22 protein-coding genes and 1 other RNA gene are annotated in these 26,069 nt (G+C 53.2%); 14 read left to right on the plus strand and 9 right to left on the minus strand.

The window, feature by feature from the left end:
• Positions 1-249 precede the first annotated feature (249 nt).
• Complete coding sequence (locus tag Q8W22_RS14615) at positions 250-2,646, minus strand: Lon protease family protein (protein WP_303432033.1); 2,397 nt, start codon at positions 2,644-2,646, stop codon at positions 250-252.
• 164 nt (positions 2,647-2,810) lie between these two features.
• On the opposite strand from Q8W22_RS14615, the gene ybfE reads away from it, so the two are divergent.
• The 9 genes from ybfE to Q8W22_RS14660 all read left to right on the plus strand — a co-directional run bounded on the left by ybfE (position 2,811) and on the right by Q8W22_RS14660 (position 8,791).
• Positions 2,811-3,080: a LexA regulated protein gene (ybfE, locus tag Q8W22_RS14620; RefSeq protein WP_303432034.1), complete on the plus strand. Its 270-nt coding sequence runs from the start codon at positions 2,811-2,813 to the stop codon at positions 3,078-3,080.
• 139 nt (positions 3,081-3,219) lie between these two features.
• Positions 3,220-3,316: signal recognition particle sRNA small type (ffs, locus tag Q8W22_RS14625), an RNA gene on the plus strand.
• Between the two features lie 78 nt (positions 3,317-3,394).
• The gene (gene dnaX, locus Q8W22_RS14630) at positions 3,395-5,512 is read left to right on the plus strand and encodes a DNA polymerase III subunit gamma/tau (protein ID WP_305452840.1); all 2,118 of its coding nucleotides are present in this window, start codon (positions 3,395-3,397) and stop codon (positions 5,510-5,512) included.
• Between the two features lie 46 nt (positions 5,513-5,558).
• Complete coding sequence (locus tag Q8W22_RS14635) at positions 5,559-5,885, plus strand: YbaB/EbfC family nucleoid-associated protein (protein WP_305452841.1); 327 nt, start codon at positions 5,559-5,561, stop codon at positions 5,883-5,885.
• Positions 5,885-6,433, plus strand: a complete 549-nt coding sequence (locus Q8W22_RS14640) for a toprim domain-containing protein (protein ID WP_303432037.1) — start codon at positions 5,885-5,887, stop codon at positions 6,431-6,433. Before Q8W22_RS14635 ends, Q8W22_RS14640 begins: the two co-directional genes overlap by 1 nt.
• 48 nt (positions 6,434-6,481) lie before the next feature.
• Positions 6,482-7,627 (plus strand): ribonuclease D, encoded by a 1,146-nt coding sequence (gene rnd, locus Q8W22_RS14645; protein ID WP_305452845.1) that lies wholly within the window; start codon positions 6,482-6,484, stop codon positions 7,625-7,627.
• A 34-nt stretch (positions 7,628-7,661) separates the two neighbouring features.
• Positions 7,662-7,946 (plus strand): YcgL domain-containing protein, encoded by a 285-nt coding sequence (locus tag Q8W22_RS14650; protein ID WP_303432039.1) that lies wholly within the window; start codon positions 7,662-7,664, stop codon positions 7,944-7,946.
• Positions 7,943-8,383: a YcgN family cysteine cluster protein gene (locus tag Q8W22_RS14655; protein WP_303432040.1), complete on the plus strand. Its 441-nt coding sequence runs from the start codon at positions 7,943-7,945 to the stop codon at positions 8,381-8,383. The genes Q8W22_RS14650 and Q8W22_RS14655 overlap by 4 nt, the downstream gene beginning before the upstream one ends.
• A 3-nt stretch (positions 8,384-8,386) precedes the next feature.
• Positions 8,387-8,791 carry a hypothetical protein gene (locus tag Q8W22_RS14660; RefSeq protein WP_305452848.1) on the plus strand — a complete coding sequence of 135 codons (405 nt, stop codon included), beginning with the start codon at positions 8,387-8,389 and terminating at the stop codon, positions 8,789-8,791.
• 190 nt (positions 8,792-8,981) lie between these two features.
• On the opposite strand, the gene yeiP is transcribed toward Q8W22_RS14660, so the two are convergent.
• From yeiP to Q8W22_RS14685, 5 genes are all read right to left on the minus strand, one after another.
• Positions 8,982-9,554 carry an elongation factor P-like protein YeiP gene (gene yeiP / locus Q8W22_RS14665; RefSeq protein WP_305415597.1) on the minus strand — a complete coding sequence of 191 codons (573 nt, stop codon included), beginning with the start codon at positions 9,552-9,554 and terminating at the stop codon, positions 8,982-8,984.
• Between the two features lie 105 nt (positions 9,555-9,659).
• Complete coding sequence (locus Q8W22_RS14670; RefSeq protein WP_305452849.1) at positions 9,660-11,036, minus strand: TIGR03862 family flavoprotein; 1,377 nt, start codon at positions 11,034-11,036, stop codon at positions 9,660-9,662.
• A gap of 167 nt (positions 11,037-11,203) precedes the next feature.
• Positions 11,204-12,022 (minus strand): exodeoxyribonuclease III, encoded by an 819-nt coding sequence (gene xthA, locus Q8W22_RS14675; protein WP_305415599.1) that lies wholly within the window; start codon positions 12,020-12,022, stop codon positions 11,204-11,206.
• A gap of 148 nt (positions 12,023-12,170) precedes the next feature.
• On the minus strand, positions 12,171-13,022 hold the full coding sequence (locus tag Q8W22_RS14680) for a DNA replication terminus site-binding protein (protein ID WP_303432045.1): 852 nt from the start codon (positions 13,020-13,022) through the stop codon (positions 12,171-12,173).
• Positions 13,019-13,459, minus strand: a complete 441-nt coding sequence (locus tag Q8W22_RS14685; RefSeq protein ID WP_303432046.1) for a TerB family tellurite resistance protein — start codon at positions 13,457-13,459, stop codon at positions 13,019-13,021. The genes Q8W22_RS14680 and Q8W22_RS14685 overlap by 4 nt, the downstream gene beginning before the upstream one ends.
• Positions 13,460-14,172: 713 nt before the next feature.
• Between Q8W22_RS14685 and Q8W22_RS14690 the strand changes: the two genes are divergently transcribed.
• Positions 14,173-16,362, plus strand: coding sequence for a TonB-dependent siderophore receptor (locus Q8W22_RS14690; protein WP_305452850.1), 2,190 nt, complete (start codon positions 14,173-14,175; stop codon positions 16,360-16,362).
• A 134-nt stretch (positions 16,363-16,496) separates the two neighbouring features.
• Here Q8W22_RS14690 and Q8W22_RS14695 read toward each other — a convergent pair whose 3' ends face one another.
• On the minus strand, positions 16,497-18,092 hold the full coding sequence (locus Q8W22_RS14695) for an ABC-F family ATPase (protein WP_305452852.1): 1,596 nt from the start codon (positions 18,090-18,092) through the stop codon (positions 16,497-16,499).
• 290 nt (positions 18,093-18,382) lie between these two features.
• Here Q8W22_RS14695 and Q8W22_RS14700 point away from each other — a divergent pair, with 290 nt between their 5' ends.
• Both Q8W22_RS14700 and Q8W22_RS14705 read left to right on the plus strand, forming a co-directional pair.
• Entirely contained in the window at positions 18,383-19,795 is a 1,413-nt protein-coding gene (locus Q8W22_RS14700; RefSeq protein ID WP_305452853.1) for a DEAD/DEAH box helicase, read from the plus strand.
• Between the two features lie 105 nt (positions 19,796-19,900).
• Positions 19,901-20,731 (plus strand): transglutaminase family protein, encoded by an 831-nt coding sequence (locus tag Q8W22_RS14705; RefSeq protein WP_368501368.1) that lies wholly within the window; start codon positions 19,901-19,903, stop codon positions 20,729-20,731.
• Positions 20,732-20,777: 46 nt separating this feature from the next.
• On the opposite strand, the gene Q8W22_RS14710 is transcribed toward Q8W22_RS14705, so the two are convergent.
• Complete coding sequence (locus Q8W22_RS14710; protein WP_305452854.1) at positions 20,778-21,977, minus strand: NnrS family protein; 1,200 nt, start codon at positions 21,975-21,977, stop codon at positions 20,778-20,780.
• Between the two features lie 32 nt (positions 21,978-22,009).
• Positions 22,010-23,200 carry an NO-inducible flavohemoprotein gene (gene hmpA, locus Q8W22_RS14715; RefSeq protein WP_305452855.1) on the minus strand — a complete coding sequence of 397 codons (1,191 nt, stop codon included), beginning with the start codon at positions 23,198-23,200 and terminating at the stop codon, positions 22,010-22,012.
• 183 nt (positions 23,201-23,383) lie between these two features.
• Between hmpA and norR the strand changes: the two genes are divergently transcribed.
• On the plus strand, positions 23,384-24,937 hold the full coding sequence (norR, locus tag Q8W22_RS14720; RefSeq protein ID WP_305452856.1) for a nitric oxide reductase transcriptional regulator NorR: 1,554 nt from the start codon (positions 23,384-23,386) through the stop codon (positions 24,935-24,937).
• 503 nt (positions 24,938-25,440) lie between these two features.
• On the plus strand, positions 25,441-26,069 hold a 629-nt coding region (locus Q8W22_RS14725; RefSeq protein ID WP_305452857.1), incomplete at its 3' end, for a hypothetical protein.

The raw sequence follows: 26,069 nt of genomic DNA on the forward strand, positions 1-26,069 counted from the left end.
CCGGGGCAAGGCTCCGGCTTTGAGTTTTCTTGTGGTGTGGTTGACGCTACGGATTTTTTGATCCTGTCTGTTTTTCTTCTTTCGTTTTTCTTCTTTCTTTCGCTTCCTTCTTTTTGCCTGTATCCCGGCGGGTTTTTGTTTTTCTGCGTCTCATGCCCGGTAGTTCCTGGGGCTTGATGCTGTCTAGTGCCTGGGCACAGGGAACACGTTGACAAGTGTCCTGCCTGCACCCTGCACCCAGAGGAGAGGTTATTTTTTGCTGCTAGTCTGGTCGGCCATGCTGGAGATGGCTTTCAGCCGTTCAATGATGTCGCCATTCACTGTGCCAGCCGGAAATTCGCCATCGTCGTTGGCTTGACCAGCTTCCCGGCGGAGCAGGATTTCCACCGCCTGATCAACATGGGTGACACAGTGGATATGGAATTTGCCAGCGGCAGCGGCCTGTACCACGTCATCATTCAGAATCAGATTGCGGCGGTTGGAGGCCGGAATAATCACCCCTTGCTCGCCGGTGAGTCCTCGTGCGCAGCACAAGCGGAAGAAACCTTCGATTTTTTCATTCACGCCACCAATGGCCTGCACTTCGCCGTGCTGGTTGATCGAGCCGGTCATGGCAAAGCTGTGTTCAATCGGGCTATTGATCAGCGCCGAAATCAGGCACACCAGTTCAGCCAGAGAGGCGCTATCGCCATCGATATAGCCATAGGATTGCTCCATGGCAAGGTGGGCAGAGATCGCCAGTGGGAATTTCTGGGCATAACGATTGCCGAGGAAGCCGCTGAGGATCATCACCCCTTTGGAGTGAATCGCCTGGCCGAGACTGACTTCCCGCTCGATATCCACCACGCCCTTGGAACCAGGGTAAACCGTGGCAGTGATACGGGCGGGGGAACCAAAGCTGGTATCTCCCAAAGACATTACGGTCAGGCCGTTGATTTTGCCAACAGCGCGACCACTGGTTTCCAGTAGTACGGTTCCATCTAACATCTGTTCAAACAGTTTGTCGTAGACCCGGCCGGTGCGCTGTTGCTTGGCTTGTAAGGCTCGGTCGATATGAATCGGGGTGATTTCCGGGTCTTGTGCCAGTTTGCGAATAAAGTCTGCTTCGGCCAGTAAGTCGAACTGTTCGCCAATATGGGCGCTGAGGGAGTCTTGCTGTTCCGCCAGACGGGCGCTGAAGCGCACCATGCGGGTGACAGCATCGCGGCTCATATGGGCATAGCCTTGTTCCTCGACCCGGCTTTTTAACAGCCGAGAGTAGGCGTACAGAGTGTCGTCGTTGAGCGGCAGGTCGTTGTCAAAATCGACCACAGCGCGAAACAGGCGATTAAAGTCTTCATCGTATTGCTGCAGCAGGTAGTACACCTGACGTGAGCCAATCAGCACCAGCTTGATCGATAGTGGAATGGTGGCGGGCAGCAGGCTGGTGGTGTTGAACAGCCCCATGTCTGAATATGGCGATTCCATTTTCAGCTGTTTGGATTGTATCGCCCGTTTCAGGGCATCCCATACCAGTGGTTCGGTCAGAACCTTGTCGGCATCCAGAATCAGATAACCGCCATTGGCCTTGTGCAGGGCACCCTGGCAAATCCGCTGATAGTTGGTAACCAGGGCGCCCTGGTCGCTGGTGTATTCAATCCGGCCGAACAGGTTGCCGTAGCTGGGATGGGGTTCGTATACCACCGGTGCGCCGCTATCGGCGGAGTGGTGCGTCACCACATTGGGCAGCAGGGATTCTTCCAGCCGGTTACGTTTGACGTATTCCTCACGCAGCTCCAGCAGACGCTCATCGACCAGTTCTTCCAGTACCAGCCGTGGCAGGTGCTCTTCCAGTTCGTTCAGGTGAGCCGAAACCCGGTCGTGATGGCCAAAGCGTTCACGGATCGGCACCAGCAAAGGCTTGATGGCGTCGCTGATGGTTTGCTGGTTCAGAGCGCGCAGCAGGTCGCTGGTTTCGCGTTTCCATTGCGGCAGCTCGGACAGCTGGTCGCCAAGCATTTGCTCAAGGGTGGCGATGGTTTCGTGAAACTGTTCGCGTTCTTCTTCGTTCAGCTGGGCGAACTCGGATTCATCCAGCGCCTTGCCATCACGAATAGGAGTAAAGCTGATGGCATTGGCATCGCGATACACCGCGACCCCTTGTTTGTGGGCGTCTTTTTCGACCAGCTCAATGGCCTTGTCGTATTTGCGATTGAACTGGTAGTCAATGGCAGCTTTTTTCTGCTGGTAGGACGGGTGTTCCAACACCGCCGGAAAGGTCGCCAGCAACTGGTCAATCAGTTGGCGTACATCATCGCGCAGTTGATTGGCTTCTGCAGGTTGCAGCTCAATAACCCCGGGTTCTCTGGGGTTGCTGAAATTATTGACGTAACACCAGACGGAAGGAGTGATCTGGCGTTTGGCTTCGCTTTTGAGGTAGTCCCGGACATAGGACGAGCGGCCGGTGCCGGTATCTCCCATCACAAAAATATTGTAGCCGGGGCGTTGCATGGCGACGCCAAACTGAATGGCGTTGACGGCGCGTTCCTGGCCCAGGACGCCATGGAAAGCGTCAAGCTCTTCCGTGGAGATAAAATCCAGCAGATCAGTGTTTACTGCCTGGGTCAGTTGGTCGGGGGATAAGCGGGTAATTTGGGTATCGGACATCGGTAACGTGTTCAGCAAAGAAAGCAGTCAACAGTATTGAGATGCGTCGCCCTTGGCAAGGTCTGTCATTACAATGATAGACGGGAAAGGGGTAATCGTTCGCTATGACGTTGCAATTCGCGGCCAAGACGGCATAATGCCGCCGTTTTTCTGTCGGATCTGTTATGTCCATTCAACCCGAAGATCGCACAACGATTGATATGTTTTCGACTCCCCGTCGTGGGCGGCCGAAAAGTAACCCGTATGATCGCACGGCACAGAGTCGCTTTAACAAGCGCTTCCAGCGTCAGCGTGATAAAGAACGTGGGTTGCAGCGGTTGGAAGTGAAGGTGGATGCGGATGTGATTGATTGTCTGGATTTGGCCTGCGATGATTTGGGCCTAAGCCGGGCGGATATTATCAATCTGGCATTAAAACAGTGGTTGCATCTCTGAATAACAGAGTGTGTCGGATGTTCGAACACAGCCGGCTGTTATCCGGGTTAGCATGAATTTGCTTTAACTCCTTGAAATATCGAAAAGTTATCTGTACGATTTGTCCTCCTGTCGAAAGTCAGGTCGTTATGGTGGCTCCTGTTGGTCCCCTCGCAACGATAAGCTACGAACCCCGCCAGGCCCGGAAGGGAGCAACGGTAGTAGTCGACTCGTGTGCCGGGGTGTGGCTGGCAGGAGTCATCTCCAATAACACTGACATCCTGCCCGCCAATCGTTATCATGCGACTTCCTTGTTTTAGCAGAGTCCGCTTTTCATGAGTTATCAGGTACTTGCACGTAAGTGGCGACCGCGATTTTTTGACGAAATGGTCGGCCAGGAGCACGTACTCAAAGCGCTGATCAACGCCTTGAATGAGCAGCGACTACACCACGCCTATCTGTTTACCGGTACCCGGGGTGTGGGCAAAACCACCATCGCCCGTATTCTGGCCAAATGCCTTAACTGTGAAGAGGGCATCAGCGCCCGACCTTGTGGCGTGTGTTCCTCTTGTCGTGAAATTGCAGAAGGTCGCTTTGTTGACCTGATCGAAGTGGATGCGGCCTCCCGTACCAAGGTTGAGGACACCCGCGAACTGCTCGATAACGTGCAATATGCACCGACCCGTGGACGCTTCAAGGTCTATCTGATCGACGAAGTGCACATGCTGTCGACCCACAGTTTTAACGCGCTGTTAAAAACGCTGGAAGAACCTCCGGCTCACGTCAAATTCCTGCTTGCCACCACCGATCCCCAAAAACTGCCCGTCACCGTGCTGTCCCGTTGCTTGCAGTTCAGCCTGAAAAACATGACGCCAGAAAGCATCGTTGGTTATCTCGAAACCGTGTTGCAGGCAGAAAACATCCGTTATGAACCACCGGCACTCTGGCAATTGGGGCGAGCCGCCCAGGGCAGCATGCGTGATGCTCTCAGTCTGACCGATCAGGCCATTGCCTTTGGTGAAGGTACGGTACTGGAAACCCAGGTGACCAGCATGCTGGGCACCATGGATCGTGGCCGGCTGTTCAAAATGGCGGAAGTCATGGCCAAGGCCAACGCTCGTGATGTATTGGCCGAAGTGGCAGAAATGGCGGAGCACGGCCCGGATTATGATGAGGTCGTGCAAGGCTTGCTGACCATCTGGCACAGGGCGGCACTGGCTCAGGTGGTTCCGGATGCCATCGAAAATTCCCAAGGGGATCGAGATGCCATTCTGGCGCTGGCACTGGCCATGAACGGCGAAGATTTACAGCTTTATTATCAGGTTGCGCTCAGTGGCCGCAAGGATCTGACTCTGGCTCCAGACCCGCGTCAGGGATTTGAGATGCTGTTGCTGCGCATGCTGGCGTTTCGTCCGCTGCCGGAGCAGTTACCGGAGGCATTGGCCAATCTGGATCTGGGTTCGGCGCTGTCCAGTCCTTCGGCGCTGGTCAGCCCTGCACAACCAGCCCTGATTGAGGCGCAAAAAAAAAAGCCACTGACGGAGCCGTCTGACCTCGGGCAGTCAGAACCAAAACCAGTACAATCCGAACCCGTACAACCTGAACCAGTACAATCTGAGCCGACACACGCGGCACCTGTTGTTGACGATACGCAAGCTACGCCGTTTGCGGCCGATGAGCCTCTGGCTGAACCAGGCGCTGAGCCGGTGCCCGTAACCGTGGCTCCGCCCGTCGTCAGTCCGGCTGAGCCTGAGCAGGAATCCCCTCCCTGGTCAGAAGAGGAGGCCGCGGAACCGTTGCCGTCCGCCGCACCGCCTGCCGTACCGCCTTCCGCAACCCTGATGCCAGAGCCGGTAAAACCCGCACCAGCCCAGTCTGCACCGACGGAAGCAATATCCGCTACCAAGCCGCACACGTCGGCTGCCGGAGGTAATCTCAGTCGTTTGATGGATGCGCCTGCTGATCACAGTATGACGTTTGAACCTGCTCCAGCGGCACCAACCGCTACCAAAGCCGCTGTGACCAAAACCGTGCCGCGCGAGATCGCCAATCCGGCCGATTTACCGCCGCTGACCCCCGCTAGCTGGTGGATGTGGCTGGAGCACTTGCCTCTGGCCGGGTTACCCTTGTCGATTGCCCGTAACAGTGCACTGGTCGAAATCCGCGACGGCTATTATTGCTTTGATGTTGATCCGCAGCAGGGGGCACTGTTTAATCCGGGTCAACAACAACGGATCGAACAGGCGCTGCAAACGCTGGTTCCCGATGCCCGTATCGAAATGGTCTTGCGCAGCCCGGCAGGAGAGACGCCAGAGCAACGGCGCCAACGGCTGGCTGCAGAAGCAGGCTTTATTGCCTTGCAGTCCATCGAGACGGATGAACAGGTCCGCCATATACTGACAACCTTTAATGCCACAGTGGTCGACGGCACCATCCGACCACTGGATGACTAATACAACCCTGACGGGCAGGAATGGCCCGTTATTTAAGGAGACCGATATGATGAAAGGTGGCATGGGCAACTTGATGAAACAAGCCCAGAAAATGCAGGAAGACATGCAAAAAATGCAGGCCAAGCTGGCAGAAGCCGAAGTGACCGGTGAATCCGGCGCTGGCCTGGTCAGCGTGATCATGAACGGCCGTCACGACGTCAAGTGCGTCACAATCGACGACTCTCTGATGACAGAAGACAAAGACATGCTGGAAGATTTGCTGGCTGCCGCAGTGAACGACGCAGTCCGTAAAATCGAGACCAACAGCCAGGAGCAGATGTCGAAAATGACGGCTGGTATGGGGTTGCCACCTGGTATGAAAATGCCGTTCTGATGGCCACTCGCGGTGCGACCCCGGCACCTCTGCTGGCGCTGGCGCAGTGTCTCGATCAATTGCCGGGTATCGGGCCGAAGGCGGCCGCGCGTATGGCGCGCAAGCTGGTATTGCAGCCAGCGCTGGCTGCCGATCTTGAAGCGGCGCTGGCGACGGTACAACAACAAGTGGCACTCTGTCCGGTGTGCCGCTGTTATAGTGTGAATAGCGTATGCCGCCAATGTGATGGGGTGGTCGAAGCCGGTACTGATTTATGGGTGCTGGCTCAACCCGAACAGTTGGCCGACATCGATACCGCGGCACAAGGGTTTGTGTTGCATGGCCTGCTGTCACCGGTTGAGGGTATTGGCCCGGAGCAACTGGGGTTGGGATCACTGTATCAGCGTTTGTGTGACCCGCAGCAACAACCGTCACGACTGATCATCTGTCTGGATGAGTCAGTCGAAGGACGTACCACCGGATTCTACGTGCAAACACTGGCCCAGCGGGCCGGTGTGCCCTTTTTGCAGTGGTCGGAGACGGATTCCGACAGCACTGCCACCGATTAGTGTTCAGTCTTGCCGCCCTGCGCCAGCGCTGAACCAAGGAGAGATGTGTTGACTAGCCCTCAAGTGCCTGAACCTGTCTGGCTCACTACCAACCTGCAACTGGCACAAGCCTGTCAGGATTGGATGAATGAAGGCTTCCTGGCACTCGATACCGAATTTATCCGCACCTCGACATTTTACCCTAAAGCCGGGTTGTTGCAGGTAGCCGACAGCCAGCAGTGCTATCTGATTGATCCGCTCAGTGTGACCGAATGGCAGCCACTGGCCGAGGTATTTCAGGCTGACACCGTGACCAAGGTTTTTCATGCCTGTGCCGAAGACCTCGAAGTGTGTCGCCAGCTGACTGGAGTCTTGCCCAGTCCGCTGGCTGACAGTCAACTGGCTGCTTCAATGGCTGGTTTGGGTGGCTCGATGGGGTTTCAGCGGTTGATTTCGGCCTTGCTGGATATTGATATCGATAAAGAAGAAACCCGTTCAAACTGGCTGGCGCGTCCGCTCAGTCCGGACCAGATTCGCTATGCCGTTGCCGATGTCTACTTTTTGCGGCAAATCTATCCGCTGCTGGTGGAAAAGTTGACCAGGCTGGATCGTATGGGCTGGCTGGAAGAAGACTGTCAGCGCATCATTGATGACCAGAGCCAGCAAGATATTCCGAAAGACTATTATCGACGGGTCAAGCTGGCCTGGAAACTGCGCCCGCAAGAGCAGCATATCTTGCAGGAACTGGTTGGCTGGCGTGAGTTGCAGGCGCGGGAGCGTGACGTACCCCGTAACAAGGTGGTTGATGATAACAGCCTTTGGAATATTGCCCGTTTCAAGCCAAACAATCGCGACCAGCTGGCGCGTGCCGGTTTGCGCCCTGAAATGATCCGCAACGACAGTCAGACACTGCTGGCCATTGTCAGTCAGGCGCTGGAAGATGATGCCGCGCTCTGGCCGGTGGCGCTGGACCGACCACTGACTCCGGAAGCCGGGCAGTGGCTGAAAAACACCAGAGAGGTGGTTGCCAAACGCGCCGCCGAACTGGAGATTCCACCGGAAATACTGACCCGGAAAAAAGCTCTGGATGCCTTGATCCGTTCGGGCTGGGGCAATGGCCAGTACGTATTACCTGATGTACTGCAGGGCTGGCGTAAAGCCGAGATTGGTGACACCTTGCTGGATATGATGACCCGGGCGGACAACCGCCACTGAGCCAACCTGGCTCGACCTACTGCAGGAAGAGAACATGAGTAAAGTACTTTGCGATGTCTTTAAAAGCCGTAAAAAAGATGAGACCTATCTATACGTCTCACGCAAGGATGGATTAAAAAAAGTACCAGAGGCTTTGCTGGAACAGTTCGGCAAGCCAGAACTGGCGATGACCATGATCATCACGCCAGACAAAAAACTGGCGCGCTTCTCCGGTGAACGTATCCTGGAACAAATTGACAGCCAGGGGTTTTTTCTGCAAATGCCACCGCCGAAAGAAAGCGCCAAGCTTGACCTGTTTTGCAAATTGGATAACGAATGAGTCAGACGGCTTTCTGGCAGCACAAGCGCCTGGATGAAATGAGCAAGCCAGAGTGGGAATCACTCTGTGATGGTTGCGCGCGCTGTTGCCTGCACAAACTGGAAGATGAAGATAGCGGTGATGTTTATTATACCGATATCCATTGTCGCTATATGGACACCAGCGATTGCCGTTGCAGTGTTTATCAGCAACGGCAAGAAAAAGTACCCACCTGTGTCTGGCTGACGCCAGAACAGGCAAGTCAGTTTTTCTGGCTGCCGGAAACCTGCGCCTATCGCCTGTTAGCGGAAGGTAAACCACTGTTTGACTGGCATCCGCTGATCAGTGGTGATCCAGCTTCAGTGCATACGGCAGGGATTTCTCTGGCAGGGAAGGGGGTATCTGATGATCAGGTGCCAGAAGAGGATTGGGAAGACCACATAATCTGGAAAGCATGACGCATGGATAACCTTTATGACCCGATGACCGGTTGGGCGCTGTACCTTGGTTTTGCCTTATTGGGCTGTTGGTGCTGGCGGATGATGTTCTACTGGATGTCATCGGCCAGTGTCCTGCGCGACCTGTTGGTGGTGCTGGGGCCGGTGCTGGTGTTGTCGCCCGCCAAAATCAGCCCGGACTCTGACTATTTTGCGCCGGCGTTTATGGTGGCTGGGTTTTCGGCCTTCAGTAATGAAACCGAGATTACGGACAATGCCCTGATCTGGTGGCTGGTCGGGTTATTGGTCGGCATTCTGTATGTGCTGGTGCGCTGGATTATCCGTTTGCGGCATCCAGCGGCCAAGCCTGCTGCCAAGTCCGGAGTAAAATCCGGGGCTACATCGGCTACTTCGAAAAATGCCCGCTGAGAGCCGGTAGTTTAGTTGGTTGAAGACTGGTTGAAGACTGGTTGAGTGTTTGTCAGGTTGGCATTTGCTGGCCGTCAACGGCAACGGAACGGAATGCAGAAAGGTATGTGACGGCTGTCGTTACCTCATGATCATTACACCATGAGCGGTGGCGACAGCAGTGCTGACCGGCTAACCGGGTCCCGCTGTATTATTTACCAGCACGGCCCAGGAAGCGGCGTTCTTCGACGTTGATACGAATGACATCGCCCGTGGAAATATGCTCCGGTACCTGCACCGTCAGGCCGGTTGTCAGGCGCGCAGGCTTGGTACGGGCGGTGGCCGAATTCCCTTTGATGGATGGCTCGGTGTCTTCGATTTCCAACTCAACAATGGCTGGCAGAATCAGTCCTACCGGCTGGCCATCAACCACCATGACCTGTACATCCTGGGTCTGGTCGTTAACGAAAAGGATCTCATCTTCAATGGCCGTCTTGTCCAGATAATAAGGGGTGTAATCCTCGTTATCCATAAAGACCCAGGCGTCACCATCGACGTAGGAAAACATGGCTGGACGACGGGTCAGGTCGGCAAACGACAGCATGTCTGAATCCTTGAAGGTTTCATCTATCTTCTGACCACTCACCACATCGTACATTCGCATACGATACAGGCTACCGCCGGCGCGTCCCTGTGGCACAGAGCGCTCAATATCCTTGATAAAATACACTCGGCCGTTGTATTCGACGGCGGCGTTTTTCTTGATCTCACTCGCTTTTGGCATGACTGCTGAATCCTCTTGATGATGTCCGCATGCTGGGGCGCAGGGGCCCAATCTGAGAGGCGCGACTATACGCTGTTAGCCGCGGAAAAACGAGGCTGCAAACGTTTATGGCTGTTCTGGAAGCAAATGCCGGGGCGGGTTGTTTGGGCTGGCAGAGGTTGCCAGCCAGTCTGCCAAACCGCATCCGGCGCGCTTGCCGGTAGCAAAACAGGCGGTGAGCAGATAGCCTCCGGTGGGAGCTTCCCAGTCGAGCATTTCCCCGGCAACAAAGACACCAGGCATGGCGTTCAGCATCAGTTTAGGATTGACGGCACTGGCCTGCACCCCTCCGGCGCTGCTAATGGCTTCGTTGATGGGGCGTGGTTGCTGGGGCGTTAATGGCATGGCTTTGAGTGCCCTGGCAACGGCAGGGATGTCGCGGTTATCCAGTTGCGGGCAGCATTCTCGTAATAGCGTGCTGGTGATGGCAGGCAGATTGAGTTTTTTGCGCAGCAGGTTGGCAAAGGACAGGCCTTTTTTACCCTGGCGTAATTTCTGTTCGATGTCTGCTAGTGATGAATGAGGCAGCCAGTCCAGTGTCAGCAGTGACTGGCCTGTTGTACCTGTTGTACCTGTTGTACCTGCTGTATCGGGGTTGGCGCTGGCCTGCTTCAAACGCTCTCGCAGAGGGGCGCTGAGAGCATAAATCAGGCTGCCTTCAATGCCGTATTCACTGACCACAAACTCACCGGTGCGTGACCAGTGCTTGCCTTGGGTATCGGTCAGCGATAGCTGGATATGCTTGATTGGCGTACCGGCAAATCTTTCTTTGAGAAAATCGCTCCAGGCCACATCAAAACCGCAGTTGCTGGGTTGCAAGGGCGCGATATCGACCTGTTGCTGTTGTAACCAGGGTGCCCAGCGGCCATCGGAGCCGAGTCTGGCCCAACTGCCTCCGCCGAGAGCCAGCACCACCGCATCGAACGACCGTTGTATCGTGCCGTCCGGGGTGTCGAAACACCATGCTTGTGATGCGCCCACAGGGAGTTGTGCCTGGCTGTTCTCCCAGCCAGTCCAGCGGTGGCGTGGATGAAATACCACTCCCTGGGCTTTGAGGCGATGGAGCCAGGCACGTAACAAGGGCGCTGCTTTCATATCACACGGGAAAACCCGCCCCGAGGTGCCAACAAAAGTATCGATGCCAAGGCCATGGATCCATTCGCGCAGTTGTGTTGGCGTGAGGTCGTCCAGGATGGGCTGGAGCCAGCGGCTGGCGCTGCCATAACGATTGACAAAGTGGTGGTAGTCTTCCGCGTGGGTAATATTCATGCCACCGATGCCGGCGAGCAAAAACTTGCGCGCCACACTGGGCATGGCATCAAAGACTTCGACCCGGTAGCCACGACTGGCGATTTGTTCTGCTGCCATCAATCCGGCCGGCCCGGCACCAATAATGGCTGCGGTCTGTGGCAAAGGAATATCAGCAGTGGTCGGGGTGGTCACAAATAAGGCTCCGGTAGCAGGCAGGGAACAGGGAATAGTGGATACAAAACGCGGGGATAGTGGCGGCGATGATCAAGGGATTCAGCCATCCCGTGCCGTTATTCGGGCGACGGCGCAGGGTGGCTTGGGGTAGCGCGAAAGAGCTCAAGAGCGCAAATAGTGAGTGATCAGCTGGATGTTAACTTGAGCCAGATTGGTGCGTGGTCGGAAGGTTTTTCCATACCCCGAATAGCGTAGCTGATACCGACCTCATCACAACTGGCCAGCAATGGCTCAGTAACCAGAATATGGTCGATTCTCAAGCCGCGTTTGGGGGTATCGGCAAACCCTTTGGAGCGGTAATCAAACCAGCTGAATTGCTCGTTGCTGGTGGGGTGAAAATGACGATAGCTGTCGGTCAGCCCCCAGTTCAACAAGGTTTGATACCATTCGCGCTCTTCTGGCAAAAAGGAACATTTACCGGTTTTTAACCAGCGTTTACGATTGGGTTCACCAATACCGATATCGGTATCTTCCGGTGAAATATTCATATCACCCATCACCACCACCCGGTCGGCGGGGGTGAAATTGTCGTTCAGATACTGCATCAGGTCGGCGTAGAATTTTTCTTTGGCCGGAAACTTGGTTTCATGGGCACGGCTTTCACCTTGGGGGAAGTAGCCATTCAGTACGTCAATGGTGCTGCCTCCGATGTTATAGCGGGCGTGAATCAGTCGTTTTTGAGCGTCTTCGTCGTCCGATGGCCAGCCTTTTTGCACAAAGACGGGAGCTTGCTTGCTGAGCAGGGCGACACCGTAGTGGCTTTTCTGGCCAAAGTGCTCAACGTGATACCCCAGGCTTTCGATATCTGCCAGAGGAAACATATCGTCGTGTACCTTGATTTCCTGTAAGCCCAGAATATCCGGGTCCAGTTGTTCCCGAATAGCCTCAAGTTGATGTTGACGGGCGCGAATGCCATTGATGTTAAAGCTGACGATAGTGGTCATTGGAGTATCCATAAGCTGTCAAAAACGGTGCCGGTGCAGAGGCCGGCAGTCTAGCAGGTTGTTGGGCATCTATCTGCGTTGTAACGGTAATCTGGCGGGGGAATGGTTAACGCCTGAGTGCAGATACACGTGCAGATAGGTGTACCGGTTAATGATAAAGGTAAGCCCGAATACTGGGTAAAAACGGCTCGTCACTGATGCGCTGATCACCCCGTGCCTGGCGGGTACGGCCGGGAGGTGGCTCGGAGCTGATGCGGTTGTGTTCGGGCAGGGTAGGCTGGGTATCGGGGATAAACAGCGGCAAGGAAACACTCATGGCCTTGCGTATGACCTCATCGCCGTTGTTATACACCAGATTGGCTCGAACCACGGGGGCCAGGGTCTGGATTTGGGCCAACCGTGTGGCGGGAGGTAATTGCCCCAGCCGCTGCAGCTGAATCTGGATATGCGGTTTGTGTTCCCCCAGCTCAAGCAGCAGGGCTTCGGCCTGACTCAGGGTGAGCTTTTTGATACTGCGACCGTTGACGTACCAGCTGAAGCCAACCTTGCGTGGCGCCTGTGCCAGCAGTGGAATATGGCGAAAGCACTGCTTCAGATGAACGCGTGTCATACCGGCAATTGCCAGCTTGTTACGCAAGGATGAGGGGTGCTCACCTAACAGACGATAGCTTTCTTTCCAGCGTGGCAGATCCTGTTTTTCCAGCTGCACTGCAGCGCGGAAATCATCCTTGGCCTGATTGATGTCGGTAATCAATGTCCGACAGCGCGTATCGGCAAGGATCAAACCATGGCGGGAGCGGGTTTCACGGCCATCTTGCTGATCGCGATACCAGAGGTCGGTCAGCAAGTCGGTGGCCAGCGACAAGGGTTTCAGGCCCAGGGCGATTTCGCTGTCTTGCAGGGGCAACCAATGTGCCGGTTGTGTTTGGGTCAGATGTTCCGACAGCTGAGCTAACACCTGTTGGAGATCTTCAAAACGGGAGACGAGTTCAGTAATCACAGTGTTGGTCTGGCCAGCAGTTTGGCGCGAATAAACTCACCATGGGGGATATACAGCAGTTCGGCAATACGCCGAATGATGTGTTCTTCATACTTGTCGAGACCATTGCTGGCATAGGCAATACGCCAGAGGCCGGTCAGCAAATCAAATTTCTGCTCTACCGAAAAATGTTTGTGGACCACATCGGTAAATTGAAACAGGTCGGAAGCCTGGGCGCTGGCCTGCTCGGCCTGTTGCTGTAGCGCGCGGATATGCTCATCGCTGAGCTGGAACAGTTCTTTGAGTACCCGGCCCAGCTCGTTGCGCTCGCTGGCATCGATGCGGTGATCCGCTTTCATGACTTCCACCAGTAAGGCGGCGGCGGAGAGATCCAGTGTGTGTTTGTCGGTGCCTGACGGGGCATGTTCAGTGAATAGCTGGAGCAGTTTGTTTAGCATCTGAGCCTTCTTGGGGGTATGCGGGGTGCTCTGTATCGGCAGGTCGTGGAACCATGCTCTGCCTCTTGGAGGCTGATCACCCGGTTCAGGTTCCCTCGTCACGAGTATCGTGAGTTATTCCGGTTAATGATGGCTGTTTTTAGCAAGCTCACGGCGGTGTGTCAAAGCGACCGGGAGGGCAAGCGGATGATAGAGAGGGAATCAGGCGTCAGGTTGTGCATGTATTCATGGTTTTCTCTTTACTTCTGCTGGTTATTCTAATGATCGACCTCAGTGGGCAATGAGTGATGTTATTGGAAATGGTCATGGCAATGGTATTAATGATTGTCTTCTTATTAATGTTTGAAATAATCATGATTATTGAACAATTATTTTATATGGCCAGGATTGTATTTATGGCCCTGTTTTGATTAAAAGGGAGCTGGTTGGAATTGAATATTGATTTTATACCATGAATTCCAAACGAAATATAATAGTGTTGCTCTTGATTTAAATATTGTCAAAAATATATTATATTTTTAAATAAGGGTTGGTGTTTTTATGAATAGCTGATGTCTATTTGTGAGTTAGTGTCATTAAAAATCAGCGACCGTTGGTTTTTGTCAGTTATTTTCTTGCAGATGGCTTGTATACAAAATATTTAGTGAGGTGTGTCGTTTGGAGTAGTAATTGCCTTGCTTTTGTAATTGAAAATGATTATCAGGTGTTTTACCATGCGCATCAATTTAGGTTACATTGGATTGATCATTGTGCATTTAAAAAAATCCTTAATCATGATGAAGGCTTGTGGAGCGCTTGTTTTCTCTCCGACGGTTTTTGCAGAAACGGCATCAGACGGTATTTCTCACACAGAAGGCCCCAAGGAATGGGATCAAAAGATTGAGGATCAATCCATCATAGAACTATCGCCCATTCAGGTAGAGGGTCGTGCACTGTCTCTCTACAAGGAGGATGAAGCGGTTTTGGGGACTCGAACCCATACACCGATTGATGAAACGCCGCAGTCTATTCAGGTACTTACCCAGGAATTAATTGATGACCAGGCTGCCAATGAAGTAACGGACCTTTTTCGCTCAATGTCCGGCGTATCCTATTTTAATTACGGCATTATCAAAATGCGTGGCTTTGAGCAGGAAAGCCAGGTACTTTATGATGGTGTCAAAGGTGATCCATTCAGGACTTTTACGATTCCTCAGCTGTTCAATATTGAGGAAGTCCAGGTACTCAAGGGACCTTCTGGTGCTCTTTATGGTGCGGGCGAGGCCGGTGGCGTTATTAATTATGTGACCAAGAAGCCGACTTATGACCAACAAAACACCATCGAATTCGCTACAGGCAATAAAGGCTTTTTAAGTGGCAGTCTCGAATCGTCTGGCGGACTTAATGAAGATGCGTCCCAGCGTTACCGAATAGGGGTGTATTCGAGTAGCGAAGATTCTTATCGTAATAATGTGGAAGAAGATAACGACATCGTTGATCTCGGTTATGCCTGGGATATTAATGAAGATGCTACATTAACACTGCAATATACTCATTTTTACCAATTGGGCGAGCGTGTGCGGGGGGTGCCTATTGATGAAGATGGCAACTTCTTGACAGATACTTCCTGGAACAGTAATGAGCCTTCTGACAATCAGGAATTCAAATCAGATATTTTTCAAGCCCATCTGCAATACTCAATTAATGACTGGTTAGACAGCAATCTGACCTTACGTTATTACGAAACAAACGAAACCATGAAATTCCATCAGGCAAGAGCTCTGGTGGATAGCGATAGTGACGGGGCATACGATGGCGTGACCCGCCGCTATCAGGATCAGGTTCGAGATTATAACGGCGTTGATCTGGCGTATTACCTTGTTGCCTATCTGGGCGACCATACGCTGGTGACTGGTACAGACTACCATTTTGCTCGTGAAGAGGAGCTGTTTTATTACTCCGGTAATAGTGATGACACTGATGCGACACCATCGACATTAAGTTTTACCAATCCTGACTATGACGATGATATCAGCGCTTATGAAATGAGTCTGAATCGAGATAGAACGACGGATCTGAAACAGGTTGGGGTTTATGTGCAAGACCAATGGCGTGTCACAAACAAGCTGAATTTGGTCGCCGGTGCTCGCTTGGACCATATAAAAGAAGATGTCACAGACAATGACGATGGCAGTGATGATGCCTCTTACGACGATGTTGGCTATTCAACCCGGATTGGTGCTACTTACGAATTAAGCAAGCAATTCAAACCGTACGCGTCATTTTCTACCGGTTTGACACCTCAGGCTGCGGCGGATCAACTGACTTCTGCCGATGGCAGTTTGTTTGACCCGGAAGAAAACCAGCAGGTAGAAGTGGGGGCTCGTACGTATTTGCTTGATAATCGATCGAATCTGAATGTGGCGCTTTTTCATATTGTGAAAAACAATGTACTGACAGAAGACCCGGATGACGATGATTACAGCATTGCTATTGGTGAAATTCGCAGTCAGGGTTTTGAAGCAGACTTGCTTGCGGATCTAACTTCCCGCTGGGTTGCCAATGTCAGTTATACCTATACGGATTTGGAAGTGACGGATACCGACGCCGACGCCCGGAACCTTTCCAATACACCTTCTCACCAGCTGGGTGGCTGGACTCGTTATGAATTCCCCGATATCGGTTCTTCGATTGCCTTTGGTATGGACTATGTCAGCCAGCAAACAGACCGGGACGACAATACGATCAAGCCTCACACGATATACGATATGTCCTGGCAAACACGGTGGCAGGATTGGAAATTCCAGGCGAATATTAAAAACTTGCTGGATGAGGAGTATGCCATTGCCGGGTTTAATACGGTGTCTGGAGCGATTATTGGAGAGCGCCGTCGTATTTACCTGAAAGCATCCTACGATTTTTGAACTGACCTGGCGGTGTTATGGATTCTGGGGCAAGCCCGGAATGACGGGCGGGATTCTGAATCCAGTTCAGAACGATGGAGTGCCAACAAAGACAACAGCCGTCAGGTATTTACCTGACAGCTGTTCAGTGGCAGCTATTGCATACCCTGGGACTTGAGGTATTCATCGTAGTTGCCGTGGAAGTCGACAATCTTGTTGTCACGGACTTCCAGAATCCGGGTCGCCAGCGATGAAACAAACTCACGGTCGTGGGAAACGAAGATCAGGGTGCCTTCAAACATTTCCAGTGCCATGTTCAGCGCTTCGATGGATTCCATATCCATGTGGTTGGTGGGTTCGTCCATTACCAGCACGTTGTGGTTATGCAGCATCAGCTTGCCAAGCAGCAGGCGGCCTTTTTCACCACCGGAACAGACTTTGACAGACTTTTTGATGTCATCCTGGTTAAACAGCAAGCGGCCCAGAGTGCCGCGAACGGCTTGGTCGTCGTGTTCGGCGGACTTCCAGTGTTCCATCCAGTCGAACAGGTTTTCGTTGCCTTCAAACTCGTATTCGTGGTCCTGGGCGTAGTAACCGACGTTGGCATTTTCTGACCAGCGTACTTCACCTTGTGTTGGGGTGATGTCGTTGACCAGGCACTTGAGGAAGGTGGTTTTACCGACGCCGTTGGCACCAATCACCGCGATTTTTTCACCCGCTTCAATCATGAAGTCGGTCTTGCTGAACAGTGGCTGTTCGCCGTCATAGGCATGGCCGAGGTTCTCGATTTCCAGCGCCAGACGGTGCAGTTTCTTTTCCTGGGTGAAGCGGATAAACGGGCTTTGACGACTGGATGGCTTGATGTCGTCGAGCTTGATCTTGTCGATCTGCTTGGCACGAGAGGTCGCTTGCTTGGCCTTGGAGGCGTTGGCAGAAAAACGCGATACAAACTGCTGCAGTTCGGCGATCTGGGCTTTTTTCTTGGCGTTTTCAGATTGCATACGCTCACGGGCAGCGGTGGATGCGATCATGAAGTCGTCGTAGGTGCCTGGGTAAATCTGGATGCGACCGTAGTCGATATCGGCCATGTGGGTACAAACGGAATTCAGGAAGTGACGATCGTGCGAGATGATGATCATCGTGCACTTCATGTCGTTCAGAATACCTTCGAGCCAACGAATGGTGTGGATGTCGAGGTTGTTGGTCGGTTCGTCGAGCAGCAGGATGTCGGGGTTGGAGAACAGCGCCTGTGCCAGCAAGACTCGCAGTTTGAGACCGGGAGCTACTTCGCTCATGGGGCCTGCGTGCAGGCTGGTATCGATACCGGCACCCAGCAGCAGTTCACCGGCTCGGGCTTCGGCCATGTAGCCGTCCAGTTCCGCGAATTCGCCTTCCAGCTCGGCGGCGCGCATATAGTCGTCTTCAGTGGCTTCAAGGTTGGCGTAAATGCTGTCACGCTCGTCCTTGATAGCCCACATTTCCTTGTTGCCCATCATCACGGTGTCGAGCACGGTGAATTCTTCGTAGGCGAACTGATCCTGGTTCAGTTTGCCCAGACGCTCGTTGGGCGTGACGGAGACGTTACCTGCACTGGGTTCCAGTGAACCGTCGAGAATCTTCATAAAGGTCGACTTGCCGCAACCGTTAGCGCCGATCAGGCCGTAGCGGTTGCCGTCACCAAATTTGACGGAAATATTTTCAAACAGCGGTTTTGCACCGAACTGCATGGTGATGTTGGCGGTGGAAATCACGTTGATGTCCTGAAAGAAAGGAGGGTTTTGGTAAAGGGCGGTACTATACCGGTTTTTAGGGCGTTTTTGATCCTGTTGGTGATGACGAAATGGCGAAATTCCCCTGACCGGGGCAGGTTCTTCCGTTGTGGGTTTTACAGAGCCGTCATAATGCAGGCGTCACGCGGATAGGCATGGGTTTAGCAAGTGCCAGCAGACGTTAAAAAACCTGCACGACAGGATAGTGCGGCCTTTATACTGTGCGTTTTCTTTGGATGATTAACGGCACCGGGTGCTGGGAGTTGTGTTTGATGATGGATTCTTCCCGACCGGGCCAGACTGCCGGATCGTTGGTAGCGGATTTTGCTTCGTTGGGGCTGGATAACGCGCTGTGTGACATATTACAGCAACGGGGCTATTCGCAGCCAACGGCGGTGCAGCAACAGGCGATTCCGGCAGCACTGGCGGGGCGGGACTTGACCGTGGCGGCTTCAACCGGCAGCGGTAAAACCGCGGCGTTTGTATTGCCCTTGCTGCAACAGTTGATGGTGGCATCTCGACAGGGTGTAACGGTAGGCAGCAATCGGGTGCGGGTGTTGATTGTGGTGCCGACCCGTGAGCTGGCCGAACAGGTGGCAACCAGTGTATTGCATTACCGTGAAGGGTTGCCGTTACGTTCTTACGCAGTGTATGGCGGCGTCAGTATCAACCCGCAAATGATGGCGTTACGCAAAGGGATGGATATCCTGATTGCTACGCCGGGGCGGTTGCTGGATTTGTACCGCCAGAATGCCGTAGTGTTTGATCAGCTATCCGCGCTGGTATTGGATGAAGCCGACCGGATGCTTGATCTGGGCTTTGCTGATGAATTGGACGACTTGTTGTGTGCCTTGCCGCGCAAGCGTCAGACGTTGTTGTTTTCGGCGACGTTTTCTGACCGTATCCGTACCATGATTGGTCATGTGGCCCGGGATCCTCTGTCGATCGACGCCGGGGCGAGTAATCAGGCGGCGGCGACGGTGCAGCACTGGTTGATCCCGGTCGACAAAAAACGCAAAACCGAGTTGTTGTTAGGGTTGTTGCAGGGGAGTGGTGAAGGAGAGGAGCAGGGACTGTACCAGGGACAGAGCCAGGTGGACTGGTCGTCGGTACTGGTCTTTGCCAAAACCCGGCAAGGGGTCGATGAACTGGCGCAGGCATTAAACAAGCATTCGATTGCAGCGGATGCCATTCATGGCGATAAAACCCAAGCCGGTCGGCAAGCGGCCTTGCAGCGCTTTCGTGACGGTGTGGTGCGGGTCTTGGTGGCGACGGATGTCGCTGCCCGGGGGCTGGATATTCCGCAGCTGCCCGGAGTGATCAATGTCGATCTGCCGATCAATGCCGAAGACTATGTGCATCGTGTTGGTCGTACCGGACGGGCGGGCAGTCTGGGGCAGGCGATTTCGCTGGTAAGCGCCGACGAAGTTCAGGCACTGGCAGCCATTGAACACCTGACCGGACAGTTGATCGAACGGCGGTTGTTGCCGGGGTTTGAGCCGTCTCATAACGTGCCGGAAACCCGGCTGGGCGGACTGGTTGTGAAAAAACCGAAAAAGCCCAAACAGAAAAAAATTCCTGGCTCTGGCCAGGCAGCGCAAGGCCGGGTTTTTGATGTGTCAGAGGGGAGTGGCCGCAGTAAAAGTGGTGGACAAGATCGCCGTCGTGGGCGCGGTAAACGCTAGAGATGGATTGCTGGTGGTTGACTGTTGAGTCAGCTCCAGGGGTAAAGGTCTGGGATCAGGCACGACCAGCCAGCCAACATTACAAGCATTACAGGGGATTTGATTATGCATTGTGTAAGAATTGCGTCCGAACTTGTTTACACGGTGAGTTCACCGTCGAGCTTTGTGTTTAATATCGCGGCGGCGATTACCGATCATCAAAAAACCGTGGAGGAAAATCTTTATATTTCTCCGACCATGAACAGTGAATGGTTTCAGCTGAATAACTTTGGCTCTCGAGGTATACGCATTGAGGCTGAGCCATGTGAATTAACCATCAACTACAATGCCACCGTTGAGTTGTCTCCCGATATCGAACAGAACCGCTATCTGAACGAAGTGGAGCACAACAAGCTGCCTACCTCGGTACTGTCGTTCCTGAGCCCCAGCCGATATTGTGAATCAGACCGGCTCGGGCGTTTGGCCTGGAAAGAATTTGGCCAGTTACAGCCCGGGTATTTGCGGGTAGATGCGATTTGTAACTGGGTTAACGACCATCTGGATTACGTGGCCGACAGCACCGATGGTTCTTCCAGTGCCTGTGATGTGCTGATCCAGCGTGCGGGGGTATGCCGGGACTTTGCCCATGTCAGTATCGCCTTGTGCCGTGCCCTGGGGATTCCGGCCCGTTATGTATCGGGTTATGCGGTTGGACTGGAGCCACCGGATTTTCATGGTTTTTTTGAAGCGTACCTGGAAGACCGCTGGTTTCTGTTTGATGCCACCCGGATGGCACCCGTCAGTGGTCTGGTGAGAATCGGTATTGGTCGTGATGCGGCGGATGCGTCCTTTGCCAATATCGTTGGTCTGGCGACGATGCAGTCGATCAAGGTTGAAGCCTCTGCGGTGGACTGGGAACTCACCTATAGAAATGGTGGGCCGGTATCCACGGCCTGAAAAGAGCGAACCCGATTGCGGCCTGCTGGGTAGCGGGGCAAGCCTGTTAACCCGGTGTGCCGTCGGGGCGTGCGCGTGACAATATAGGGAAAAAGACAATAACAAACAGGCTGAACGCCGCCATCCAGAGCAGCCCCGCAAGAATAAGTAACCAGAGTGCCTGGCCGGGTAATAGCGCAGGCAGAATACGTACAAAAGTGGCGGCAACCATCAACAGAAAAGCGCTGGTTATGACCGGCGTAGCCTGAATCTTCCGGCCGGTGTGGCCAAGCGATACCCGTGTCACCATTGCCAGTATCATCAGGCTGATGCCTCCAAGCGTAATCACATGGTAGCTGATGGATGCGGTGAGAATCCCGGTGGTCTGGTGCAGGCCGATCAAAATCAGGCCAATGGACATCAACCAATAGCTGAGATGCAGCGACCACAGCATCGGTGTTTGTAATGCGACCATAAAACGCCAGCGGGAGGCACGCCAGATGTTTAATGCTCCGGCTGCCATAAGAATAATGCCGGTCATCGCTTCGGTTGCTGGCAGTAACGCCATACCAGCCGGAATACAGAGTGCCGTTGTCAGGATCGTTGCTTTTTCTAGCCACGGCAAGGGTGTCACCCGTGGTGTCTGCGTGCCATTGGCCGTGAACATGGGGAAGACTCTCCCACCAATCACACACATCAGCAGGACAACCAGCAGAATCATGCCATGGGCAGCCACGTGCTGGTTGATGATAGCGCTACCGGATGGGTCGGCGTGCATCATGGCGTTCAGCCCGCTCATCAGCAGCAAAATGGGGGCAAACATCAGGTTGCGCCACATGTTCACCCGTATGACGGGCCGGGCCAGTACCACTGCGGCAAGGGGGAGAAAAAGAAAATCAATCAAACCAATGAGGTTGGCTGGCAAGAAGGTTGGCAACAGAATCGCCACTCTGCCAACGAACCAGACACCAACCAACAAACCCAGTGGTGGGCCGCTTAGCCCTGGTTGATTGGTCCAGCTTTTGATTGCGGTCAACAAAAAGCCGACCACAATGGCGGCAACAAACCCAAACAGCATTTCATGCATGTGCCAGAAATACAGACCGCCAGCAGGAGCAATTAATTGTGCCCCGCTGAGACTGGCCACCCAGAGGCCAATACAGATAACGCCAAAAATGGCCCCCAGTCCAAAAAAAGGACGAAATGCCAGAGCAAACCATGCCCATTCCGGCTGCTGTGATGATGAGGTTAGCGCTGGTCTGGTCATGGTAATGGTTGCTCCTGCATCCGTGTCAGGCGTCAGACTGCCGCTATGGCAAGTTCCTCTGCCGGGCCAAAGAATTCATGATGACGTTGGTCTTCAGGTATCGCCAACGCATCACAGAGTTGGTTAATGCATACCATAAAAGGTTTGGGGCCAAGGAAGTAGATCTGGGCATCTCGGCTTTCAGGCAGCACAGGTGCCAGCATATCCTGATTCAGGAAGCCGGTGGCATCTGGTGTATCTCCTGGCAGCGGTTTTTCGTAAATAATGAAGCTTTTCAGGTTGGCATACTGGCTGGCCAATGCCTCGACATGCTCTTTAAAGGCGTGGTGTTGGCTGTCGATTGCCGCGTGAACAAACACGATCGGGCGACCGTCCGACACGCAGCTGTTGAGCATACTGATTGCGGGTGTTATCCCGCCCCCCCCTGTTATCAATACCAGTGGCTGTTCGGATTTTGGCGGTAAGACAAAATTACCGGCTGGTGCTGTCAGCATGACTTCGTCACCCGGTCTGGCTCTGTTATGCAGGTATCCGGATACCGTGCCATTGGCTTCTTTTTTTACTGAAATCCGCAGGCCACGTTTACCAGGAGCATCGGAGAGGCTGTAGTTGCGGCGCAGCGATTGGCCATCAATATCGAGTATCAGTGCTATGTACTGGCCAGGAGTGAAATCGATATTTTCTTCACCCTCTGTCGGGATCAGGTAAAACGATGAAATAACCGCGCTTTCTTTTTCGATACGCTCAATCACAAAACGGCGCTCTCCGCGCCAGCCACCCCGACGCTGGGCATGGTCGGAATAAAGCCCTTCTTCTACCTGAATCAGCAAGTCGGCCAGTTGCTGATAAGCCGCTCCCCAGGCATCGGCAATATCCGGTGTTACCGCGTCGCCCAGTACTTCACCAATAGCCTCCATCAGGCACTCCCCAACGATCGGGTAATGTTCCGGAAGAATATTCAAGGCGCAGTGTTTATGGGCGATCAGTCCAACAGCGCTGCCAAGGGCATCCAGATTGTCGATATGGGTGGCATAAGCTACCAGGGCGTTGGCGAGTGCCTGACGCTGGGTGCCTTTTTGCTGGTGTGTCTGGTTAAACAGATCTGCCACCGCAGGGTAACGGCGGAACATCAGAGGATAAAAGCATTCAGTAATCTCTCGGGAATGAGCACCGACAACCGGGGCGGTTGCTTTGATGATGTCGATTTGGCTGGGGGATAGCATCGGATGTTTTCCTCTTGGCGCACCGGCAGGTAGGCGCTGTCTGTAAAAGTTAATGTTCCCCCGGTTCTTTCCAATATCTGTGCCATTTATAACTTATTGATATCTAAGGAGTAATTTTTATTGGGTCTTTTTTACATCAAGCGGGTGTGGTTGAAATGACCTCATCGAGGTAATATTGACAACATGCCATTTAAACATTACATCTCAGTCATCGAAGACCTTAGCCGTGAGTTGCCAGTTGATGTTCGGTACCGTCGTTTATTGGAAGCTATCCGGCACACCATTCCCTGTGATGCCATCGCACTCTTGCGGCTCTCGGGCGAAGTGTTGCGGCCCATTGCCTTTTTGGGGCTGCGCGAAGAAACCCGGGGAAGACATTTTCATCCGGATCATCACCCCAGACTGAAACAAATCCTTGAGCACCAACGGTTGATCCGGTTTCCTGCGGATTCGCTGCTTCCAGACCCATATGATGGCCTGATGCGCTTGCCCGGCATTGACCCTCGCGTGCACGACTGCATGGGGATGTCGATTCAGGTTGATGGGCGCAACTGGGGCGTCATTACCCTGGATGCTTCTCGCCCGGGGCAGTTTGATGAAACGATTCCTCATGCCGAGGAGCTGGCAATTACCCTGACCCGTGCGGTGATTACCGCAGCAGAACGCATTGCAACACTGCGACAGCAGATCAACCGTGGGCAACAGGTAACCGAAGCACTTAATCGGGAACGTCTTTCAACCGGCGTCGTGGGTACCAGTACCGAGATCATGCGGCTGATCAGTGACGTGGACGTTGTGGCACCTACTTCCATGACGGTATTGATTGAAGGCGAGACCGGGGTTGGCAAAGAGTTGATTGCCCGCCGCTTGCATATGCAATCGGCGCGAGCGGACAAACCTCTGATTTACCTGAATTGTGCCGCCTTGCCAGAGACCCTGGCGGAGGCCGAGCTGTTCGGCCACACCCGCGGCGCATTCACCGGGGCCAGTCAGGCTCGGGCCGGTCGCTTTGAATTGGCGGATGGCGGGACACTGTTTCTGGATGAAATCGGTGAATTGCCCATGACCTTGCAAGCGACGCTGCTCCGGGTGCTGCAAGAAGGTGAAATCCAGCGGGTCGGCAGTGATGAGACACACAAGGTCGATGTGCGGATGGTTGCTGCGACCAACCGTAACCTGAAGCACGAAGTGGCTGCCGGCCGTTTTCGGGAAGACCTGTATCACCGCTTAAGTGTTTTTCCTCTTAGGGTGCCCGCTCTGCGAGAGCGTCACCGGGATGTGCTGGAGTTGGCAGAGTTCTTCCTGGAGCGTCTGCAACACCGCCTGAATGTTCAAAAGCTGCTGTTGACAGCGGATGCACGCGAGACCTTGTTACGTTATCAGTGGCCAGGCAATGTCCGGGAGTTGGAACACGTTCTGGGGCGTGCTGCGCTTCGGGCACAACAACAATCCCGGGCACAAGAATCTGGTCGAGCACTGGTGTATATCGATAGCCGGGCCTTGGCGCTGGGAGATATCGAGGTTCAACCACCAGGCCCAGAGGAAGATAACCCTGATCATGGGGCAGAGGCATTATCCGGCTCCTTGACTGAGCTGACCCGACAATACCAAACCCGGCTGATTGGTCGGGTACTGACAGAGCAGGGCGGTAACGTGTCGGCGGCTGCCCGTGTACTTCAGGTCGACCGGAGTAATTTGCTCCGGCTGGTAAAACGGCTTGGCATCCATGTTGGATAGGGCTGCTGAGTTGGCGTTGTTTCGATAGGGTTCTACTCTGTTATACCGCAGCCGATCACTACAGGTGCTGGGTGCCAGGTCAGCCTCCCGTTACAAAATAAACGGATCACCCGGCTACATCGACTGGATGACGCATCGAGTCGACAGCCAGTCCCCTCGGCAAACCAATTCACAGTGATCAGTGGGTGTCTGTTGTAGGGCCTATTGAAAGTTTGCCCAAATCAATGCGTGCTTTTTCAGAAGCATTGCGCGCTTTTCCGGACGTTGTTATCGTTAAGGCATTGATACACGGAAAGTTGTTGCGCAGGTTTACAGATTAATGCGCAAGGCACAAAGGAGTTAATGCGCATGCTTGCTTTTACAGAATGGACTGATCTGGGAATGGATTTTACTTCTTATCATTCAAGTAGTTACGGTGATTTCCCAGAAACCGACTTGCCCAGAAACCGCGCCTGTGCACTAATAAACTGTTATAAATTGCCGCACATTGAGGTTAGGGAAGAATGACTGAGCATTTAATATCTCAGGGATCGGCTTTATATAAAGGCATCAGTGCTTTTGAGCCGTATATCAATGAGCTTCATAAAAGATATGAAAGTGAAGATTTCATAGATTGGCCAACTATCGTGTTGGCAACAACCTTGCAGACCACATGCATATCATTGTTCAAATTGCTCCCTGCACGTGAGTTCGGAAATGAACCACTAGATAAGCGCTCAATAGCCTCGATAGTCAGGAACGTTGTAGACACACACGATGTGATAGACATGCTCGTTAATGAGCAGGATTCAGAAATATTTAGTCTTCATCGGGATATTATGGGGTTGTATCTTTCCAGTAGGATTAATAAAGTTCAGTCAGAAATTCTTCCTGAGAAAGCACAGGAAATATATAAACATACGAAACAGTGGTATTGGGGAAGGATCAAAAATTCAGAGCTTTACGAAAAATCGATGGATAGATTGAAGTCAGGCGAGGCTTTGTTTTATCAAAGCAGGCGTCAAAGACTAAGTAACGCATGCGGCAAGCATGCGGATTTTGTTTCAGGTGTTTTAGCGGTAGTGTTCAAAATTCTGTGTCACCTCTATAGTTTACCCTCTACAGGGAGTGACACATCATGTCTGATAAATAC

The organism is Oceanobacter sp. 1_MG-2023 (assembly GCF_030689025.1).
Classification (GTDB): domain Bacteria; phylum Pseudomonadota; class Gammaproteobacteria; order Pseudomonadales; family Oceanobacteraceae; genus Oceanobacter.

Bases quoted from the DNA above. Each gene is read 5' to 3' on its own strand.
- Q8W22_RS14615 (WP_303432033.1), bottom strand. From the start codon at position 2,646: ATGTCCGATACCCAAATTACCCGCTTATCCCCCGACCAACTGACCCAG.
- ybfE (WP_303432034.1), top strand. From the start codon at position 2,811: ATGTCCATTCAACCCGAAGATCGCACAACGATTGATATGTTTTCGACT.
- dnaX (WP_305452840.1), top strand. From the start codon at position 3,395: ATGAGTTATCAGGTACTTGCACGTAAGTGGCGACCGCGATTTTTTGAC.
- Q8W22_RS14635 (WP_305452841.1), top strand. From the start codon at position 5,559: ATGATGAAAGGTGGCATGGGCAACTTGATGAAACAAGCCCAGAAAATG.
- Q8W22_RS14640 (WP_303432037.1), top strand. From the start codon at position 5,885: ATGGCCACTCGCGGTGCGACCCCGGCACCTCTGCTGGCGCTGGCGCAG.
- Q8W22_RS14650 (WP_303432039.1), top strand. From the start codon at position 7,662: ATGAGTAAAGTACTTTGCGATGTCTTTAAAAGCCGTAAAAAAGATGAG.
- Q8W22_RS14655 (WP_303432040.1), top strand. From the start codon at position 7,943: ATGAGTCAGACGGCTTTCTGGCAGCACAAGCGCCTGGATGAAATGAGC.
- Q8W22_RS14660 (WP_305452848.1), top strand. From the start codon at position 8,387: ATGGATAACCTTTATGACCCGATGACCGGTTGGGCGCTGTACCTTGGT.
- yeiP (WP_305415597.1), bottom strand. From the start codon at position 9,554: ATGCCAAAAGCGAGTGAGATCAAGAAAAACGCCGCCGTCGAATACAAC.
- xthA (WP_305415599.1), bottom strand. From the start codon at position 12,022: ATGACCACTATCGTCAGCTTTAACATCAATGGCATTCGCGCCCGTCAA.
- Q8W22_RS14685 (WP_303432046.1), bottom strand. From the start codon at position 13,459: ATGCTAAACAAACTGCTCCAGCTATTCACTGAACATGCCCCGTCAGGC.
- Q8W22_RS14690 (WP_305452850.1), top strand. From the start codon at position 14,173: ATGCGCATCAATTTAGGTTACATTGGATTGATCATTGTGCATTTAAAA.
- Q8W22_RS14700 (WP_305452853.1), top strand. From the start codon at position 18,383: ATGATGGATTCTTCCCGACCGGGCCAGACTGCCGGATCGTTGGTAGCG.
- Q8W22_RS14705 (WP_368501368.1), top strand. From the start codon at position 19,901: ATGCATTGTGTAAGAATTGCGTCCGAACTTGTTTACACGGTGAGTTCA.
- Q8W22_RS14710 (WP_305452854.1), bottom strand. From the start codon at position 21,977: ATGACCAGACCAGCGCTAACCTCATCATCACAGCAGCCGGAATGGGCA.
- hmpA (WP_305452855.1), bottom strand. From the start codon at position 23,200: ATGCTATCCCCCAGCCAAATCGACATCATCAAAGCAACCGCCCCGGTT.
- norR (WP_305452856.1), top strand. From the start codon at position 23,384: ATGCCATTTAAACATTACATCTCAGTCATCGAAGACCTTAGCCGTGAG.